The 16006-nt window shown below is 56.2% G+C and carries 15 protein-coding genes and 2 pseudogenes; 7 read left to right on the forward strand and 10 right to left on the reverse strand.

Features of this window, described 5'->3' with window-relative positions:
• Nucleotides 1-236: 236 nt before the first annotated feature.
• From ACSJLU_RS15105 to ACSJLU_RS15130, 6 genes and pseudogenes are all read right to left on the reverse strand, one after another.
• Nucleotides 237-608 (reverse strand): hypothetical protein, encoded by a 372-nt coding sequence (locus ACSJLU_RS15105; RefSeq protein WP_126502249.1) that lies wholly within the window; start codon nucleotides 606-608, stop codon nucleotides 237-239.
• A gap of 75 nt (nucleotides 609-683) precedes the next feature.
• Nucleotides 684-1139: pseudogene (locus ACSJLU_RS15110) on the reverse strand (recombinase family protein); the annotation flags it as partial.
• Between the two features lie 84 nt (nucleotides 1140-1223).
• The gene (locus ACSJLU_RS15115) at nucleotides 1224-1469 is read right to left on the reverse strand and encodes a hypothetical protein (protein WP_049295892.1); all 246 of its coding nucleotides are present in this window, start codon (nucleotides 1467-1469) and stop codon (nucleotides 1224-1226) included.
• Between the two features lie 14 nt (nucleotides 1470-1483).
• Nucleotides 1484-1675, reverse strand: a pseudogene (locus ACSJLU_RS15120) (DNA polymerase V); the annotation flags it as partial.
• Between the two features lie 263 nt (nucleotides 1676-1938).
• Nucleotides 1939-2880, reverse strand: coding sequence for a LysR family transcriptional regulator (locus ACSJLU_RS15125; RefSeq protein ID WP_025303334.1), 942 nt, complete (start codon nucleotides 2878-2880; stop codon nucleotides 1939-1941).
• 278 nt (nucleotides 2881-3158) lie between these two features.
• Nucleotides 3159-4103, reverse strand: coding sequence for an alpha/beta hydrolase family protein (locus ACSJLU_RS15130; RefSeq protein ID WP_049209434.1), 945 nt, complete (start codon nucleotides 4101-4103; stop codon nucleotides 3159-3161).
• A 933-nt stretch (nucleotides 4104-5036) separates the two neighbouring features.
• Here ACSJLU_RS15130 and fdhD point away from each other — a divergent pair.
• The 3 genes from fdhD to ACSJLU_RS15145 are packed head-to-tail and all read left to right on the forward strand — an operon-like array spanning nucleotide 5037 to nucleotide 7852.
• The gene (gene fdhD, locus ACSJLU_RS15135; protein ID WP_025303336.1) at nucleotides 5037-5879 is read left to right on the forward strand and encodes a formate dehydrogenase accessory sulfurtransferase FdhD; all 843 of its coding nucleotides are present in this window, start codon (nucleotides 5037-5039) and stop codon (nucleotides 5877-5879) included.
• A 58-nt stretch (nucleotides 5880-5937) separates the two neighbouring features.
• Complete coding sequence (locus tag ACSJLU_RS15140) at nucleotides 5938-6855, forward strand: bestrophin family protein (RefSeq protein WP_025303337.1); 918 nt, start codon at nucleotides 5938-5940, stop codon at nucleotides 6853-6855.
• Between the two features lie 34 nt (nucleotides 6856-6889).
• Nucleotides 6890-7852, forward strand: coding sequence for a Dyp-type peroxidase (locus ACSJLU_RS15145; RefSeq protein WP_439041002.1), 963 nt, complete (start codon nucleotides 6890-6892; stop codon nucleotides 7850-7852).
• A 25-nt stretch (nucleotides 7853-7877) separates the two neighbouring features.
• Here ACSJLU_RS15145 and arsC read toward each other — a convergent pair whose 3' ends face one another.
• From arsC to ACSJLU_RS15160, 3 genes are all read right to left on the reverse strand, one after another.
• Nucleotides 7878-8309 carry a glutaredoxin-dependent arsenate reductase gene (gene arsC / locus ACSJLU_RS15150; RefSeq protein ID WP_025303339.1) on the reverse strand — a complete coding sequence of 144 codons (432 nt, stop codon included), beginning with the start codon at nucleotides 8307-8309 and terminating at the stop codon, nucleotides 7878-7880.
• A gap of 14 nt (nucleotides 8310-8323) precedes the next feature.
• Nucleotides 8324-9613 (reverse strand): arsenic transporter, encoded by a 1290-nt coding sequence (locus ACSJLU_RS15155; protein ID WP_025303340.1) that lies wholly within the window; start codon nucleotides 9611-9613, stop codon nucleotides 8324-8326.
• A 70-nt stretch (nucleotides 9614-9683) separates the two neighbouring features.
• Nucleotides 9684-10010, reverse strand: a complete 327-nt coding sequence (locus ACSJLU_RS15160; protein WP_025303341.1) for a metalloregulator ArsR/SmtB family transcription factor — start codon at nucleotides 10008-10010, stop codon at nucleotides 9684-9686.
• A gap of 151 nt (nucleotides 10011-10161) precedes the next feature.
• Here ACSJLU_RS15160 and ACSJLU_RS15165 point away from each other — a divergent pair, with 151 nt between their 5' ends.
• The 4 genes from ACSJLU_RS15165 to ACSJLU_RS15180 all read left to right on the forward strand — a co-directional run bounded on the left by ACSJLU_RS15165 (nucleotide 10162) and on the right by ACSJLU_RS15180 (nucleotide 13131).
• A complete protein-coding gene (locus tag ACSJLU_RS15165) occupies nucleotides 10162-11271 on the forward strand; it encodes a YbdK family carboxylate-amine ligase (protein WP_043140567.1) in 1110 nt (369 codons plus the stop codon).
• Nucleotides 11272-11366: 95 nt separating this feature from the next.
• Nucleotides 11367-11546, forward strand: coding sequence for a hypothetical protein (locus ACSJLU_RS15170; protein ID WP_019453520.1), 180 nt, complete (start codon nucleotides 11367-11369; stop codon nucleotides 11544-11546).
• A gap of 212 nt (nucleotides 11547-11758) precedes the next feature.
• Nucleotides 11759-12355: a hypothetical protein gene (locus ACSJLU_RS15175; protein WP_025303343.1), complete on the forward strand. Its 597-nt coding sequence runs from the start codon at nucleotides 11759-11761 to the stop codon at nucleotides 12353-12355.
• 2 nt (nucleotides 12356-12357) lie between these two features.
• Nucleotides 12358-13131 (forward strand): DUF3307 domain-containing protein, encoded by a 774-nt coding sequence (locus ACSJLU_RS15180; RefSeq protein ID WP_025303344.1) that lies wholly within the window; start codon nucleotides 12358-12360, stop codon nucleotides 13129-13131.
• A gap of 48 nt (nucleotides 13132-13179) precedes the next feature.
• Here the strand turns inward: ACSJLU_RS15180 and mgtA are convergent, their stop codons facing one another.
• Nucleotides 13180-15879 (reverse strand): magnesium-translocating P-type ATPase, encoded by a 2700-nt coding sequence (gene mgtA / locus ACSJLU_RS15185; RefSeq protein WP_025303345.1) that lies wholly within the window; start codon nucleotides 15877-15879, stop codon nucleotides 13180-13182.
• Nucleotides 15880-16006 lie beyond the last annotated feature (127 nt).

Consider the following 16006-nt stretch of genomic DNA (forward strand, 5'->3'; position numbering starts at 1 on the left):
GCCTTACAAAATGACGCCAATAAAATTGCGACTGGCAATGGCATCAATGGGACGGCCAGAGACGAAAGTCAGTACGTTATGCCAGGAGCTTGGGATAACCCGACAAACGCTGTACCGCCACATTTCCCCTGATGGTCCACTGCGAGCTGACGGTATAAAGCTGCTCAACCGGGGATAATTTTAGCGGACGGAAAAATCTGGGGTTCCGGCGTAGAACCCCGAATAAGGAATAATCCTTAATTCATTTCAGGATTATTAATTCCATCTAAAACCTCTCGGCAATATTCTTTTTTATAGGCTTCATCATTACTTAATGACTTAACCAAAAAATCAGCATTTTTCCAACCATTATCCCAATGCGTATCGAATCCTGACTGTTCATACTTTAATGTTCTAGTTAATGAGTCTTTTATTTGTTTTTTATATTTATCAATTTTCTCATTGGTTGCCCCACAAACATCATGTGCAACACGAGCATTTGAGCCAGAAAAACCTATTGCTGAAATTGCCATCGCTTCATTTGATTTGTCGAAATCATTCGCATATGCCACAGCATTAGATAAAGCGAATATGACAAGAGCAGGTATGATTTTTTTGTATGAAATCATCTTTCACCTCTAACTCATTGATTGTTCATGGGGTCAGTTGGGATATCGAAAATTATTGTACATTAAGGCTGCTTTTTAATCAGTCTCAACTTCTTTATAGAAGGCCTGAATGCGACAAACTTGGGAAGTACTGTAGCCTGTCGCGTCTGCTGTTTCTCGGATGCTCAGTTTCTTAATCTGTCGGTAGTACAGGACTTTCTGATGTCGTTCCTGATCTGCCTGCTTTCCCCGGTATCTACCCAACGTATGCGCCCGTTCAATTCCCTGCTTTTGCCGTTGGCGGCGACTCAACCAGTCCTTATGTGACATCGCGGCCATCAGGTCGATTAGCATGTTATTGATGGCGGTTATTACTGCACGGGTGATCGGGCCCGCCTGTGGAGGATCTTTCTCTAACAGCGCCTGCCATGAGGTAGGGACATCCAGGCTGACAATCCGTAACTCATGCTGCTCAATCTGCTTTTTCAACGTCATCCAGTCACTGTTGCTGAGACGGGTCAGGCGGTCTATCTGCTCAACCAGCAAAATATCAGTTACCGTTTGGGGGCGGCCAGCACAATCAGCATCCGTCGCTGCAGCGGCGACGGCCGGCGGACGTTAACCGTTGCCACGATGTCACTCCTCTCTCTTATAGATGAGGACATGCAGGCGCAGCCGGTCGGCATCAACACGTTCATCCATTATTGTGCCCGGATAGCCCTGCAGCGCCAGACCGTACCAGAAACTCAGAATGACAGAAGCCTTACCCAACTCTAGGGTGTAACCCATCCCGCCCTGGTTCAGATTGCATTTTTTAATCGCATCTTCTGCTTCCCGGGTCAGCTGCGCATAGCTGAGTGAAAAATTCAGTGCCTGATCCATCCTGCTCGCTCCATCTCTCCGCTGGCGCGCACGAAATAAGTGGCATTAGGATGCCGCACCAGCAGTTTGCCGATATCCAGCCGGCTCTCGACATAGTCCTGCGCCGGGGAGGGAAAACCGCAGGCCACGCGATCGGCAAACAGCGGTAACGTCAGGGGCTCAACTGGTGAAAAAGCATACAACCTTAAAGTACTCAGCATAATCATAACCAAGCTGTATATTTATACAGTAAGGCATAAATAAAACGCGAACGCGTGCAACCCCCCTATCCCCCTGCGGATCGCGCTTTGCCGCGTAATATAATAATTTTCTGAGCGATTTTTTTTTACGCCTGCTAAGTGTTTTACTGCCCCTTGCACACACGTTATCCACCAAAACTGTGGATAACCTGGCACTCGCCCCCACGGCATATCGATAGCCATGGTGAGTCATGCACTGTCATGGCGAACGGTGCCGAAGACCGTGATATTCAGCGATTAATCGGCGTGTTATCCCGTACCGCGCCCTTCTTCGTAAGCCACGGTGCGAGCTGCTCGGTTATCCAATCCATGAATACGTTAACTTTACGGGACAAATTATGACGATGCGCGACGACGAACCAGAACTTCATCGGCTCAGGCTCACAATCAGGCAGAATCTGCAGCAGCTCGCCACGCTCGACGTGGTTATGCACGCCAAGCATCGGTGACTGGATTAAGCCAATCCCCGCCAACCCAGCAGCAATAAACGACTGCGCATTGTTCAGCTTCAGCGATCCTGGCAGATTTAAATATTCATATTTACCGTTTTTCAGGTAGTCCCAGCCCATCGGCTTACTACCAATATTCGGCGTATAGTGCACGGCCACATGCTGATACTTGAGAAGGTCATCGATACTGTATGGCGTGCCTTTTCTCGCCAGATAATCCGGGCTGGCGAGGTTGAATACGGGCATTTCTCCAATCAGTTTCGCCACCAGGTTCTTATCGTAAACGGCACCCGCCCGGACAACGCAGTCGAAGCCTTCCTGTACCAGATCCACCCGCCGGTCGGTACAAGATAATTCCAGCGTAATGCCGGGATAGCGGGAAAAAAAATCGGGGAGTTTAGGGATAATAATGCTGTTGGCTATATCCGTAGGCATATCCACCCTCAGCTTGCCTTTCAGTTCTGTCCTTTCGACAAACATCGTCTGCAGGTCATCTACCGAAGAGAGTATTTCTACTGCGCGTTCGTAAAACGCCAAGCCGTCTTCCGTCAGATGTACTGCCCTGGTGGTTCGATGTAACAGGCGTACGCCAAGCACGTCTTCCAGCTGGCGGATAACAATGGAAATTCGACTCTTATTCACCCCCAGATCGTCTGCCGTTTTTGTGAAGCTGCAGGTCTGGGCCACACGCAAAAAAATCCTCAGATTTTCCAGGGTATTCATGCGATATCTCCTAACGTTTTGCATATTCATGGGGAGGTCCAGACGTTATGCCACCGCAAAATATTATCCAGAACGACTATTCCGTCACAACCAGAAATAAATATATTAATTGAATAACAAAAAAAAGAAAGAAAAGCACCGCCAAAACGAGCGATGCCCTAGGAGAATTCCGTGAAATAAAAAGGTGATGGTGAAATGCAGTTTTTATAACTCCATGTGGACACACTCACTTATTCATCACATTAAAAATAAATACTGCTTAAAAGATCCATTCACCCTCAGTTCATGTAATTATTGAACCAGTCCAACATCAGCTTTGGCTCGCGTTGGAAGTACAGATAACCATCCCAGCGGTGGGTGGTATTACGGATCCAGTGCAGCTGTTTCTCTTTAACCGGCATGCTGTCGAAAATGTTCTGCACATCGGATGGCCGGGTCATCACGTCGTCATGTACCTGATAGATGAAGGTGGGAACGCTGGTGTTGGTCCGCGCAGGCACGGAAGGGTCCATCTCATCCAGATGGAAACTGGTGACCATCGCCAGACGTTCGTCAATTTCATCAAGACGGTCCGGGATGCCGGCCAATTCCGTCGCGACGCCGACGGCGGCACGCATGGAAATCGGCTGTGGCATAACCACACAACGGACATCATTGAACTGCTCCGGATATTTCGCCATCGCAAAGAACGTCGCGTTACCGCCCATGCAGCGACTGAACAAACCGATTTTCTTTCCTTTCAGGTCAGGACGGCTGCGGACATAGTTCAATGACCCCACGACGTCGCGCGCTTCCAGCACGCCGATGCTGCCGATACCGCCGTTAGCTTCGCCGCTCAGACCCAGATTGCGCAGGTCGTAAGCCAGTACGTTGTAGCCTGCATCGTGCAAAATTTTATAGTCCGGCAGGAAGCTGAAAGCAAAATCGTTACCGCCTGCAGCGCCGATGGAACGCCACGGCTCGCGGTCGGCAGGCAGGCCAGTCCGGCTGCACCACACAGGGTGGTTACAGATGATGACCTTGTCGGAACCTACGCAAGGGATGAACCACGCTTCCAGCGGCACGCCGTCCAACGCTGGGAAAAAGACGTCTTCATACTGCAAGCCGAAGTCAGTGGGTTTGCCGATGACCGGAGAACGGATAGGTTTACTGAAAATAGCAACCATGCTTTCAACGATGGTATCGGCTTCTTCACGGCTTGGCGTAGACGTTGTCTGTGTCATGATATTGTGCTCCATTTATAATATATTGGTTAAAGTGCATATTAGTTAATCAATAGTTCGCAGATGCGCTGTATTGCTTAGCTGAGATGGATACTAGTAAGGATATTGTTTGCGATAAATAGCAAAAATATAAACGTATTGTTTCACTAAACAACAACAATAGGGGGCGATGAGAAAAAGACAGAAGCAGCAATCAAACAGAGGCTGACCTCAGCGATAATAAAAAAAATCACTTACACCAATAACAAGTCACAAGTCACAAGTCACAAGTCACAAGTCACAAGTCACAAGTCACAAGTCACAAATCACAAATCACAAGTCATTATTAATAACGCCAAAAAATTCCATGACGTAAAAACCCACATAAAATGCCGACAACGTTTCAATTTGATAAGTCAGCGGCTCATTTGAAATCACGGTGACTATATCGATAGGGTTATGTTCACTCTGGTGGCTTGTCAGAAGAAAAAGTGCCGCGGCTGTTCAAGCGCAGACTCGCCGCAATGCCGCATCGTCGAGTACCAATTTTGACATTTTTGCACCGGCGCTTAATCACGTAAGGCTCATTGCCAGAGCAAACGACGACAGGATAAACCTGCTGATTAAAAAATGCGCCTCTTCTCCATGCCCCCTGACTTTCTAAAGCACTGTATTTTAATACCGTCATTGTGTTCGTGGCGCAAAGCGGCATCCATCGCCAAAAGTCGCCATACGCTGCAGTCCTCTGCGTAATATAATAATTTTCTTAGCGATTTTTTTACGCCTGCTAACGGTTTCACTCTGCCTTGCACACACGTTATCCACCAAAACTGTGGATAACCTGCAGGGCGTGATTCCCTACGCGAGCGGGATCAGAATCCTGTATAATCCCCACACCTGCTAATAAGAATTCATCCCCGTCGGCGCCTCGTCACCGACAGTCACGAGAACGTTATGAACAAGCACCTACTCCTCGCAGAAACCGACGATATCAAACAGGAATGCCTGTCGCGCCACGCGGTCTGGCAGCGCAACGATCTGGCTCAGGCGCAACAGGATTGGCTGGCGGAAGAAGTACCGGTCGCCCTGGTGTACAACGGCATTTCCCACGTGGTGATGATGGCGACGCCGAAAGATCTGGCGGCCTTCGCCATCGGTTTTTCGCTGTCCGAAGGCATTATCGCCTCCCCCGACGACATCTACGACATCCGCCAGCAACCGGCCTGCAACGGCATTGAAGTGCATGTGGAACTCTCGAGCCGCCGCTTTATGCAGCTGAAAGAGAAGCGCCGCAGCCTGGCCGGCCGCACCGGCTGCGGCGTCTGCGGGGTGGAACAGCTGCAGGAGGTTGCTCAGCCCATCGCACCACTGCCTTTCACGCAACGTTTCGATTTGGCGCTGCTCGACCGGGCGTTAGCGCAGCTGCAGGAGGTGCAAACGGTAGGAAAACTGACCGGCTGCACCCATGCGGCGGCCTGGATCCAGCCGGACGGCGCGCTCAGCGGCGGATGTGAAGACGTCGGCCGCCACGTGGCGCTCGACAAGCTGCTGGGCTACCGCAGCCAACAGGCGTGGCTGCAGGGTGCGGCGCTGGTGTCGAGCCGCGCCAGCTATGAAATGGTGCAAAAATCCGCCATGTGCGGCGTCGAGATCCTGTTCGCCGTTTCCGCCGCCACCCGCCTGGCGGTGGAAGTGGCCGAACGCAGCAACCTGACGCTGGTGGGCTTCAGCAAACCGGGGCGCGCCACCGTTTATACGCATCCGCAGCGGCTCTGGCAATCGACAACGGCGGCCTAACGCCGCCGGATAAGAATCGACTATTCTCAATAGCAGGACACCAGGAAGCACCCACGTCATGATAATTCGCCCGAATCAGAACTGGTTTTTTCGCCTGTTCGCCTGGCACGGTTCCGTGCTATCAAAGATCACCTTTCGCCTGTCGCTGAACGTGCTGATGTCGATAGTGGCGGTGATCAGCTACCAATGGTACGAACAGCTCGGCGTGCATTTAACCATCGCACCGTTCAGCCTGCTGGGCATCGCCATCGCCATTTTTCTCGGCTTTCGCAATAACGCCGGCTACAGCCGCTTTGTCGAAGCGCGCAACCTGTGGGGCTCGCTGCTGATTACCGAGCGCTCCCTGCTGCGCCAGATCAAAAGCCTGCTGCCGGACGAATCGGCGGTGCAGCAAAAGGTTGCCAAGCTGCTGATCGCCTTCAGCTGGAGCCTGAAGCATCAGCTGCGCGGCACCGACCCGACCGCCGATCTGTACCACAATCTCAGCAGCCAAGAGCTGGCCGAGGTGATCGCCAGCCCGATGCCGACCAACCGCATCCTGCTGATGCTGGGCCAGGAGATCGGCAAGCTGCGCCGACAGGGGCTGCTGAGCGACATCACTTTCGAGCTGCTCGACAACAAGCTGAGCGAACTGTCCCACGCCCTCGGCGGCTGCGAACGGCTCGCCAGCACGCCGGTGCCGTTCGCCTATACCCTGATCCTGCAGCGCACCGTTTACCTGTTCTGCAGCCTGTTGCCTTTTGCCCTGGTGACCGATCTGCATTACATGACACCGTTTGTTTCAGTGTTCATTTCCTATACCTTCTTATCCTGGGACTCACTGGCCGAAGAGCTGGAGGATCCGTTTGGCGTGTCGGCTAACCATCTGCCGTTAAACGCCATCTGCAACACCATCGAGCGCAACCTGCTGGAAATGAACGACCAAAGCCCGCTGCCACCGCCGATGAAACCCGACGAGCACTTTAATTTGATCTGACCGATTTCACCCGAACACACTGGAGCCGAATGCAATGAATGCAAATAACCCTCTGCCGCAAGCCGTATTCACACCGGTGACGCGCCATGCCATCTTCATCGTCGCTACCCTGTCGCCCGTTCCCGCCCATCTAGCGGCGGTGCGCGCCTGGTGCGGCGACATTGCCGCCGTGGTGCGTTCGGTCGGCAAACGCGCGCCGGCAGGCAATCTCACCTGCGTCTGCGGCTTCGGCTCCGAAGCCTGGGATACGCTGTTCGGCGCACCGCGCCCTCGCCAGCTGCATCCGTTCAGCCCGATCGGCAGCGGGGAGCGCGTCGCCGTCGCCACGCCCGGCGACATCCTGCTGCACATCCGCGCCGATGAAATGGATCTGTGTTTTGAACTGGCCTCTCAGTTGACCGCCAAGCTCGGCGACGCCGTGACGGTGATAGAAGAGGTGCACGGCTTCCGTTATTTCGATCAGCGCGCCATGATCGGCTTCGTCGACGGCACGGAGAACCCGGAGGGGCACGAAGCCTTCGACTACACGGTGATCGGCGACGAAGACGCGGCGTTCAGCGGCGGCAGCTATGTGCTGGTGCAAAAATACCTGCACGACATGCAGGGCTGGAACTCGCTCAGCGTGGAAACGCAGGAGAAGATCATCGGCCGCCATAAGCAGTCCAACATCGAGCTGGATGAAGCGGTCAAACCGTCGTCGTCGCACAGTTCGCTGACCACCATCACCGACGAGCAAGGCAACGAGGTGAAAATTCTGCGTAACAACATGCCGTTCGGCCGCCCCGGCCTGCGCGAATTCGGCACCTACTTTATCGGCTATGCACGCTCCCCGCAGCCGATCGAGCAGATGCTGGAAAACATGTTCATCGGCCGCCCGGCCGGCAACTACGATCGGCTGCTCGATTTCAGCCACGCGGTGACCGGCACCCTGTTCTTCGTGCCTTCCGCCCCGCTGCTGGAAGCGCTGGCCGACCGCAGCGGCGCCGAACTGCACTGATTGAATGAAATGCGGGCCACAGCGATTAGCCGTTGGTTATCCTGTGGCCCTGCGCATCAATCACCGGCTCTCCGTCCTCTTTGCTGAAAGCGCCACGCTGCGGATCCGGCAGAATCTCCAACACCGCCTCCGACGGACGGCACAAACGCGTGCCAAGCGGGGTCACCACAATGGGGCGATTGATCAGGATCGGCTGTTGCAGCATGAAGTCGATCAGTTGATCATCGTTCCAACGAGTCTCGTCCAGTTTCAACTCGGCGTAAGGCGCGACGTTTTTACGCAGCAACGCGCGCGGCGTCATGCCCATCTCGGCCAGCAACGCAATCAACCGTTCGCGGCTGGGCGGCGTTTCCAGATACAAAATCACCTCAGGCTCAGCGCCGCTGTTGCGGATCAGCGCCAACGTGTTGCGCGACGTGCCGCAGGCCGGGTTATGGTAAATCTTGATACTGCTCATGACGGTTTCTCCGGTTAGGACAAAACGGACAGCCGCAGCGCCAGCGCGGCCAGGGTGACGAACAGGATCGGCAGCGTCATCACCAGTCCCACGCGGAAATAATAGCCCCAGGTAATGACGATGTTCTTTTTTGCCAACACATGCAGCCACAGTAACGTCGCCAGGCTGCCAATCGGGGTAATTTTGGGGCCGAGATCGCTGCCGATAACGTTAGCGTAAATCATCGCCTGTTTGATGACGCCTTCCGCACTGCTGCCGTCGATAGACAACGCCCCCACCAATACCGTCGGCATGTTATTCATGATGGAAGAGAGAAATGCGCTCAGGAAGCCGGTGCCAAACGTCGCTGCCCACAGCCCCTGCCGCGCCAATGCGTCCAGCACACCGGAAAGCCAATCGGTCAAGCCTGCGTTGCGTAGCCCGTAGATCACCAGATACATGCCCAGTGAGAAAATGACGATCTGCCAGGGCGCTCCGCGCAACACCTTACCGGTATCGATCGCTAGCCCGCGTTTCGCCACCGCCAACAGAACCAGCGCGCCGCAGGCAGCGACCAAACTTACCGGCACACCGAGCGGTTCCAGGGCGAAGAAGCCAATCAGCAACAGTGCCAATACCGCCCAGCCGGTTCGGAAAGTCGCACGATCGCGAATCGCTTCCCGTGGCACCGGTAAACGCGTCAATGCGTAGCGCTGCGGAATATCCTTGCGGAAGAACAGATGCAACATCACCAGCGTCGCCGCGACGGCGGCAAGGTTGACCGGCACCATCACCGCCGCATACTCCGTAAAGCCCAGCCGGAAGAAATCCGCGGAAACGATATTCACCAGGTTGGACACCACCAGCGGCAGGCTGGCAGTATCGGCGATAAAGCCCGCCGCCATGACGAAAGCCAGCACGGCAGCAGGTCGAAAACCGAGCGCCGATAGCATGGCGATCACGATCGGCGTCAGAATCAACGCGGCGCCATCGTTCGCGAACAGCGCCGCCACTACGGCCCCCAGTAGAAGCATATAGGTAAACAGCCATCGACCTTTGCCGTTGCCCCAACGTGCGACATGCAAGGCGGTCCAGGTGAAGAAGCCGCTTTCATCCAGCAACAGGCTAATGATGATGACGGCGATAAAGGTCGCGGTCGCATTCCAGACTATCTGCCACACCACGGGAATATCGCCGACGTGCACCACACCGCTCAATAATGCCAATCCCGCCCCGAACGACGCACTCCAACCGATGCCCAGCCCTTTCGGTTGCCAGATGACCAAGATCAACGTCAGAATAAAGATCGCCCCTGCCACTATCATCGCTGCTCTTTCGCCTTTTTAAGTTTACATATTCGATTTTTCATATGTATTTACGTAAATTTTTTTACCGTTACGGACAACCTTTCGCCACACGTTGCGCTAACTTCGTCATCTGTTCTGGCCGACACTGATAAGCCTGCTCAATAATCGCCGCGGCCCAAGCCGGCATATGTGGCGACAGGCGATAATGTATCCATTTACCATCGCGCCGATCGAGCAACAGCCCGCTTTCGCGCAGCATCGCCAGATGCCTTGAGATTTTGGGTTGCGGCAGCGCCAGTGCGCCCGACAACTCGCAAACGCACAGCTCGCCGGCGTGGCGCAGCAACAGCACCAGCGTCAGACGCGTCTCGTCAGACAGGTTTTTAAACAGCTTCAGCGGCGTCAATGACGTCATGTCGCACTCCCGTTAACCTTTATCTTCTCCACAAATCGCTCGTGAAGATACCATCTTCATATTCGAAAAAACAAATATAAAATGCAAAACGTTGCCCTCCTCACCGAGACATATACTTATCTTTATGCCGTTCTTGCAGGAAGGAGGTACCATGCCGCTCACATTCAAACGTTCGGAAAGGCTCTCCATCGGCACCGAAATAGAGTTACAGCTGGTCGATGCCGAGCACTACGATCTGGCGGATCGGGCCGACCGGGTGGTCAGCGCGGTCGGCGACCGCCGGCGCGTCAAGCATGAGCTCACCCAATCGATGGTGGAGCTGAACAGCTCGGTGCACCGCGATCTCGATGAGCTGCACGCCGAGCTGCGCGCCCTGACCCATACCGTCCGGCGCAGCGCGCAGCGCCTGGGCTGTGACGTCTGCGGCGGTGGTCGGCACCTGAGCAACGACTGGCGCAAGCAGGTCATCAGCGACAGCGCGCGCTACAGGCAGCTGGCCAGCCGTTTTGGCTATCTCTCCAAGCTGGCCTGCGTATTCGGCCAACACATTCACCTCGGCGTCAACGACGGGGACGAGGCGATGTACCTGTGCCATGCGCTGACGCCCTATTTTCCGCAGCTGATCGCGCTCAGCGCCTCGTCGCCGCTGTATCAGGGGGTCGACACGCGCTTTGCCAGTTCCCGCTTCAGCGCCCAGAATTCTTTCCCCAACTACGGGTGCCTGGAACACATCTACAGCTGGCGCGAATTCAACGCTTACTACGAACGGTTGAACGCCGCCGGCGTGATTGAAAGCGTCAAGGATATTTACTGGGATGCACGGCCGAAACCGGAGCTGGGCACGGTGGAGATCCGCATCTGCGATACGCCGCTGCGCCTCGCGCACGCCGTGCTGCTGGTCGGTTACTGCCGTCTGCTGGCCGATTTTCTGTTGCAACGCCGGACGCCGATCGCGCCGGAATACGATGCCTTCACCCACTACAACAAGATCAACGCCTATCGCAGCGGTTTCGCCGCCGAATACGTCGATCCCACGACGCTGCGCCGCCGCAGCCTGACCGCCCACATCCTGCACACCCTCGAGGCGCTGAGCGATTTCGCCGAGCGGCGGGAGGATCGGGCCGTGTTACAGGCCGTCGAGCGCCATGTCCGCCAGGGCATCAGCGATTCGGAGCATATCCGTCAGATGTTGCACAACGGCCTGCCGCAGGCTCAGGTGATCAAACGCCTGTGCGATGAGCTGTTGCAACCGGCAAGTTAAGTTTCGGCTATCGATTCCATACGCCAAAGCCACTGTTCATTATGTGCTCTTTCGCTACAATCGTGAGCACTGACATTCACCGTATCGAGGACACCATGTACAACTTCTCCCGCTATCAGGCAAAAGAACTGGCGCTGGCTTACATGAGCGGCAAAAAACACGATCTGTCGCCGCAGGAGTTTTTGCAACAGCTGAAAAGCAGCGAACGATCGTTTGAGCACCTGCTGAAGCACGGCAGCGAAATGCCGCGTGAAGTGCTGGTTAAAAGTTTCTGAACGGCCGGTTGCCGGCCATTTTCCCTCTACACCGCCGGTGGCGAGCCTGATAGGCCCGCGCATTCCCGGCCGTTCGTCCCCTTTCCTCACGCCACCGCATTTCGTTCTCACAGGCGAATTCCCTACAAATTCGTATCCAAAGACGAATTATTGACATATTCGTATCCAGGTGCGAATTTATAGTCATCCCTCGGTAAGCAACGGAACACGCTATGTCGACACCAATCAGCGTAATCAGCGGCGATCTGGTCGATTCTCGCCGATCAGATACCGTCAACTACCTCAACGAGCTGCACAGCCTGCTCGATCGGCTGCAGCGCGACGGGCAGCTTCATCAGGTGGAAATCTTTCGCGGCGACGCCTTCCAGGCGCAGGCCGCCCCGGAGGACGGGCTGCTGCTGGCGGTATATATTCGCCTCGCGCTGCGGGCGATGGGCGCCGCGCACTGGGATGCGCGCGTCGCCGTCGGGCTGGGCAGCCAACGGCCCGACGCCGCGGGTTACGGCAGTGCCTTTATCAACTCCGGCAGCGCGCTGGACGCCATGGCGAAAAATTGCCGCCTGGCTCTGAAAACCGACAACGATCGGACAAACGCCATTGTCAGCGATCTGCTGCCGATGTTAGATCATGTGATTGGCCGCCTGTCGCAGACCGAAGCGCGCATCGTCCAGATGAGAATGTTCGCCGACAGCGGCGCCGCCGTGGCGGACCAGCTGCAAAAAGCCGCCTCCACGGTCTCCGCCGCACTGAAACGCGCGGCCTACGAGGAAATCATGCGGTTTATTCACGCCATTAACAGGATCGTCTGACTATGGATCTGACCTATGCGCCTTTGCTGGCCTGGCTGTTGCTCGTCCATCTGCTGGCGGATTTTCCGCTGCAGCCGCTGAGTTGGGTGGAAGACAAAATCCAACATCGCGCGCGTTCGCGTTTTCTGGTATTGCACGCGTTGCTGCACGGGGTGCTGGCCGCCTGGGTGGTGGCCGGGTTCGGCCTGCTGCACGGCGGGCTTTCTTCACTTCAGGTGCTGGTCAGCCTGCTGGTCATCGCCGTCAGCCACTACCTGATCGATTTGCTGAAAGTCACCGTCATGACCCGCCTGAGCCCGGCCCGCAGTTTCCTGCTCGATCAGGGGTTGCATCTGGCGGTGATCACCTTGCTGTGGCTGGGGCTGACGCCGAATGCCGGTGAACTGCTCGCCGCGCTGGGGCAGCAGTTGGGGCGTTGGCAAATTGGCCTGGTGCTGGTGGCCTACAGCCTGATTTATCTGCCGATGAGCCTGCTGATCGGGCAACTACTGGCGCACTGGACGCCGCAAATGCCGCCTTCGGCCAAGGCCGACAACGATTCGCTGCTGCGCGCGGGCAAACAGATTGGCTATCTGGAGAGAACGCTGATCCTGACCTTCGTGCTGCTGGGGCAAATTCCGGCGATCGGTTTTTTGCTGGCGGCCAAATCTATCTTCCGTTTCGGCGATCTGCGCCAGAGCGACGATAAGATGCGCACCGAGTATGTGCTGCTCGGCACGCTGTTTTCCTTCACGCTGACCATCATGCTCGGCCTGCTGGTCAACAAACTGCTGTAGTAGTGCAGGGGCGAAGAATTTCGCCCCCGAAGTGAACGCCGAGGCGGCTTACAGCCACTCGCCGAAGCGGCGGATGTAGAAACGCTTCATCAACTGCGCGACCACGCAGTAGCTGACCAGCGTAGCGGCCAACCACGGGAAGTATTCCCACGGTAGCGGCTGCAGGCCAACCAGGGCGCCGAGCGGCGAGAACGGAATGTAGATGCCGAGCGCCATCACCAACCCGGTGGTCAGCAACACCGGCAGCGCCGCGGTGCTCTGAATGAACGGGATCTTCTGGGTGCGCAGCATATGCACCACCAGCGTTTGCGACAACAGCCCCTCAATGAACCAGCCGGACTGGAACAGCGCCTGGTGTTCCACGCTGTTGGCGGCAAACACGTACCACATCAGCGCATACGTCGTAATATCGAAGATCGACGAGGTCGGCCCAATCCACAGCATAAAGCGCCCGATGTTTTTGGAGTCCCACTTGCGCGGTTTGCGCAGGAACTCTTTGTCCATCTTGTCCCACGGCAGCGACAGCTGGGAAATGTCGTACATCAGGTTTTGAATCAACAGGTGGATCGCCAGCATCGGCAGGAACGGGATGAAGGCGCTCGCCACCAGTACCGAGAACACGTTGCCGAAGTTGGAACTGGCGGTCATGTTCAGATACTTGATGATATTGCCGAAGGTCTCGCGCCCTTTGATCACCCCCTCTTCCAGCACCATCAGGTTCTTTTCCAACAGGATGATATCCGCCGATTCCTTGGCGATGTCGGTGCCGGTGTCGACCGAAATGCCGACGTCAGCATCGCGCAGCGCCGGCGCATCGTTGATGCCGTCGCCGAGGAAGCCGACGGTATGGCCGTTGCTCTGCAACATTTTCAGCACCCGCGATTTCTGCAGCGGCGTCAGCTTGGTGAAGACCGTGCGCTGTTCAACTTCGCGCGCCAGCTCTTCGTCATCCATCTGTTCAATCTGCAGCCCGGAGAGTGGTTCGCCCGGCTCCAGGCCTACATCGCGGCAAATCTTACAGGTGATCACCGGGTTGTCGCCGGTCAGCACCTTCACCGTCACACCGTTTTCCTGCAGCGCGGCGATCGCCTGCTGCGCGCTCTCCTTCGGCGGGTCGAGGAAGGTCAGCAGCCCTTGCACCACCATGTCGCGCTCGTCGGCCACGCTTAGCGGTTCGGCCGGGCGCTGCGCATCCAACTCACGCGTCGCCAGCACCAGCACGCGGAAACCGTCTTCGTTGTACTCGCGGGCCAGCGCCTGCAACGCCGCACGGCGCGCGTCGTCCAGCTCCAGCATCTTGTCGCCTTCACGCACGTGGGTGGCGATCTCCAGCATCTCCTCCACCGCGCCCTTACAGATCAGCTGCTGCTTGCCATTCTCATCCGCCACCACGATCGACAGACGGCGGCGCACGAAATCGAACGGCAGCTCATCCACCTTGCTGAAACGCCCCAGGGCTTCAATCCCCGGTTTGCCGCGCCCGAAACGGATCACCGCCTGATCCATCAGGTTCTTCATGCCGCTCTGATGGAAGCTGTTCAGCCAGGCCAGGTGCAACACTTCGTTATCCCTGGCGCCAGTAACGTCGATGTGGTGCTCGAGAATGATGCGGTCCTGGGTCAGCGTGCCGGTCTTGTCGGTGCAGAGCACGTCCATAGCACCGAAGTTCTGAATGGCGTTCAGACGCTTCACCACCACCTTGCGACGCGACATGGCGATCGCCCCTTTCGCCAGATTGGAGCTGACGATCATCGGCAGCATTTCCGGCGTCAGGCCGACCGCCACCGCCAGCGCGAACAGCGCCGCCTCGCTCCAGTCACCTTTGGTGAAACCGTTGATCAGCAACACCACCGGCACCATCACCAGCATGAAGCGAATCAACAGCCAGCTGACGCTGTTCACCCCGCGATCGAACGCGGTTTGCGCCCGCGAACCAACGATTGACTTGGCCAACGAGCCGAAGTAGGTGCGCCCGCCGGTCGCCACCACCACCGCCGTAGCGGTGCCGCTGGCGACATTGGTGCCCATCAGGCAGATGTTGGAGAGCTCAAGCAGCGCGTTCTCGCTGGACACTTCCCCTTCGCTCGACTTCTGCGCCACGTTGCCCATGGCATCGTATTTCTCGATCGGGATCGCTTCGCCGGTCAAAATCGCCTGGCTGATGAACAGATCGCGCGAGGCGATAAGGCGTACGTCGGCCGGCACCATATCACCGGCGGAGAGCTGGATGATATCCCCCGGCACCAGTTCGCGGATCGGCACTTCCAGCGTCAGCGGATGCGCGCTGTAGCTGCTGCGGCGCAGCACCGTGGCGGTGGTGCGCACCATCGACTTCAACGCTTCCGCCGCTTTGTTGGTGCGGTATTCCTGCCAAAAACGCAGCAGCCCGCTCAGCGTGACCATGGTCAGGATGATAATGACGCCGGTGAGTTCAGTTTCTTCACCGCTCTGGCGCGGCAGCCAATAATCGGTAAAGAAACTGATCGCAGCCAGCACCATCAGCACGAAGATAAACGGGTTGTTGAAGGCCTTGATCAGCTGGATCAGGGCATGCGGCGCCTTGTCATGGGCGACCTGATTGGCGCCGAACTGTTCCAGCCGCTCATCGGCGTCGTCCTGGGTCAAGCCGTTGCGGTTGCACTTCAGGTTCGCCAGCGTTTGAGCGATGCTGTTGGTCGCCTCTTGCGCAATGGCGTAGGTCACCGCGTCTTTATCACGGCGACGCGTTCTTTCATTAATCTGAGTCATAACGCTATTCTCTTATTTTCGTTCTGCGCACAGCGAAGCCCCGCCCGATAAACAGGTGACTCTGCGCAGCTTGGAATTTTTTATTAGCGTGACTAAATGGCGGAATTACCCTGTCAGCCACGCTGGA

The sequence above is a fragment of the Serratia bockelmannii genome (assembly GCF_051803255.1).
Taxonomy (GTDB): Bacteria; Pseudomonadota; Gammaproteobacteria; order Enterobacterales; family Enterobacteriaceae; genus Serratia; species Serratia bockelmannii.

What these genes read in the sequence shown, in the direction of transcription:
- ACSJLU_RS15105 (WP_126502249.1), bottom strand. Translation starts at nt 608, where the DNA reads ATGATTTCATACAAAAAAATCATACCTGCTCTTGTCATATTCGCTTTA.
- ACSJLU_RS15115 (WP_049295892.1), bottom strand. Translation starts at nt 1,469, where the DNA reads ATGGATCAGGCACTGAATTTTTCACTCAGCTATGCGCAGCTGACCCGG.
- ACSJLU_RS15125 (WP_025303334.1), bottom strand. Translation starts at nt 2,880, where the DNA reads ATGAATACCCTGGAAAATCTGAGGATTTTTTTGCGTGTGGCCCAGACC.
- ACSJLU_RS15130 (WP_049209434.1), bottom strand. Translation starts at nt 4,103, where the DNA reads ATGACACAGACAACGTCTACGCCAAGCCGTGAAGAAGCCGATACCATC.
- fdhD (WP_025303336.1), top strand. Translation starts at nt 5,037, where the DNA reads ATGAACAAGCACCTACTCCTCGCAGAAACCGACGATATCAAACAGGAA.
- ACSJLU_RS15140 (WP_025303337.1), top strand. Translation starts at nt 5,938, where the DNA reads ATGATAATTCGCCCGAATCAGAACTGGTTTTTTCGCCTGTTCGCCTGG.
- ACSJLU_RS15145 (WP_439041002.1), top strand. Translation starts at nt 6,890, where the DNA reads ATGAATGCAAATAACCCTCTGCCGCAAGCCGTATTCACACCGGTGACG.
- arsC (WP_025303339.1), bottom strand. Translation starts at nt 8,309, where the DNA reads ATGAGCAGTATCAAGATTTACCATAACCCGGCCTGCGGCACGTCGCGC.
- ACSJLU_RS15155 (WP_025303340.1), bottom strand. Translation starts at nt 9,613, where the DNA reads ATGATAGTGGCAGGGGCGATCTTTATTCTGACGTTGATCTTGGTCATC.
- ACSJLU_RS15160 (WP_025303341.1), bottom strand. Translation starts at nt 10,010, where the DNA reads ATGACGTCATTGACGCCGCTGAAGCTGTTTAAAAACCTGTCTGACGAG.
- ACSJLU_RS15165 (WP_043140567.1), top strand. Translation starts at nt 10,162, where the DNA reads ATGCCGCTCACATTCAAACGTTCGGAAAGGCTCTCCATCGGCACCGAA.
- ACSJLU_RS15170 (WP_019453520.1), top strand. Translation starts at nt 11,367, where the DNA reads ATGTACAACTTCTCCCGCTATCAGGCAAAAGAACTGGCGCTGGCTTAC.
- ACSJLU_RS15175 (WP_025303343.1), top strand. Translation starts at nt 11,759, where the DNA reads ATGTCGACACCAATCAGCGTAATCAGCGGCGATCTGGTCGATTCTCGC.
- ACSJLU_RS15180 (WP_025303344.1), top strand. Translation starts at nt 12,358, where the DNA reads ATGGATCTGACCTATGCGCCTTTGCTGGCCTGGCTGTTGCTCGTCCAT.
- mgtA (WP_025303345.1), bottom strand. Translation starts at nt 15,879, where the DNA reads ATGACTCAGATTAATGAAAGAACGCGTCGCCGTGATAAAGACGCGGTG.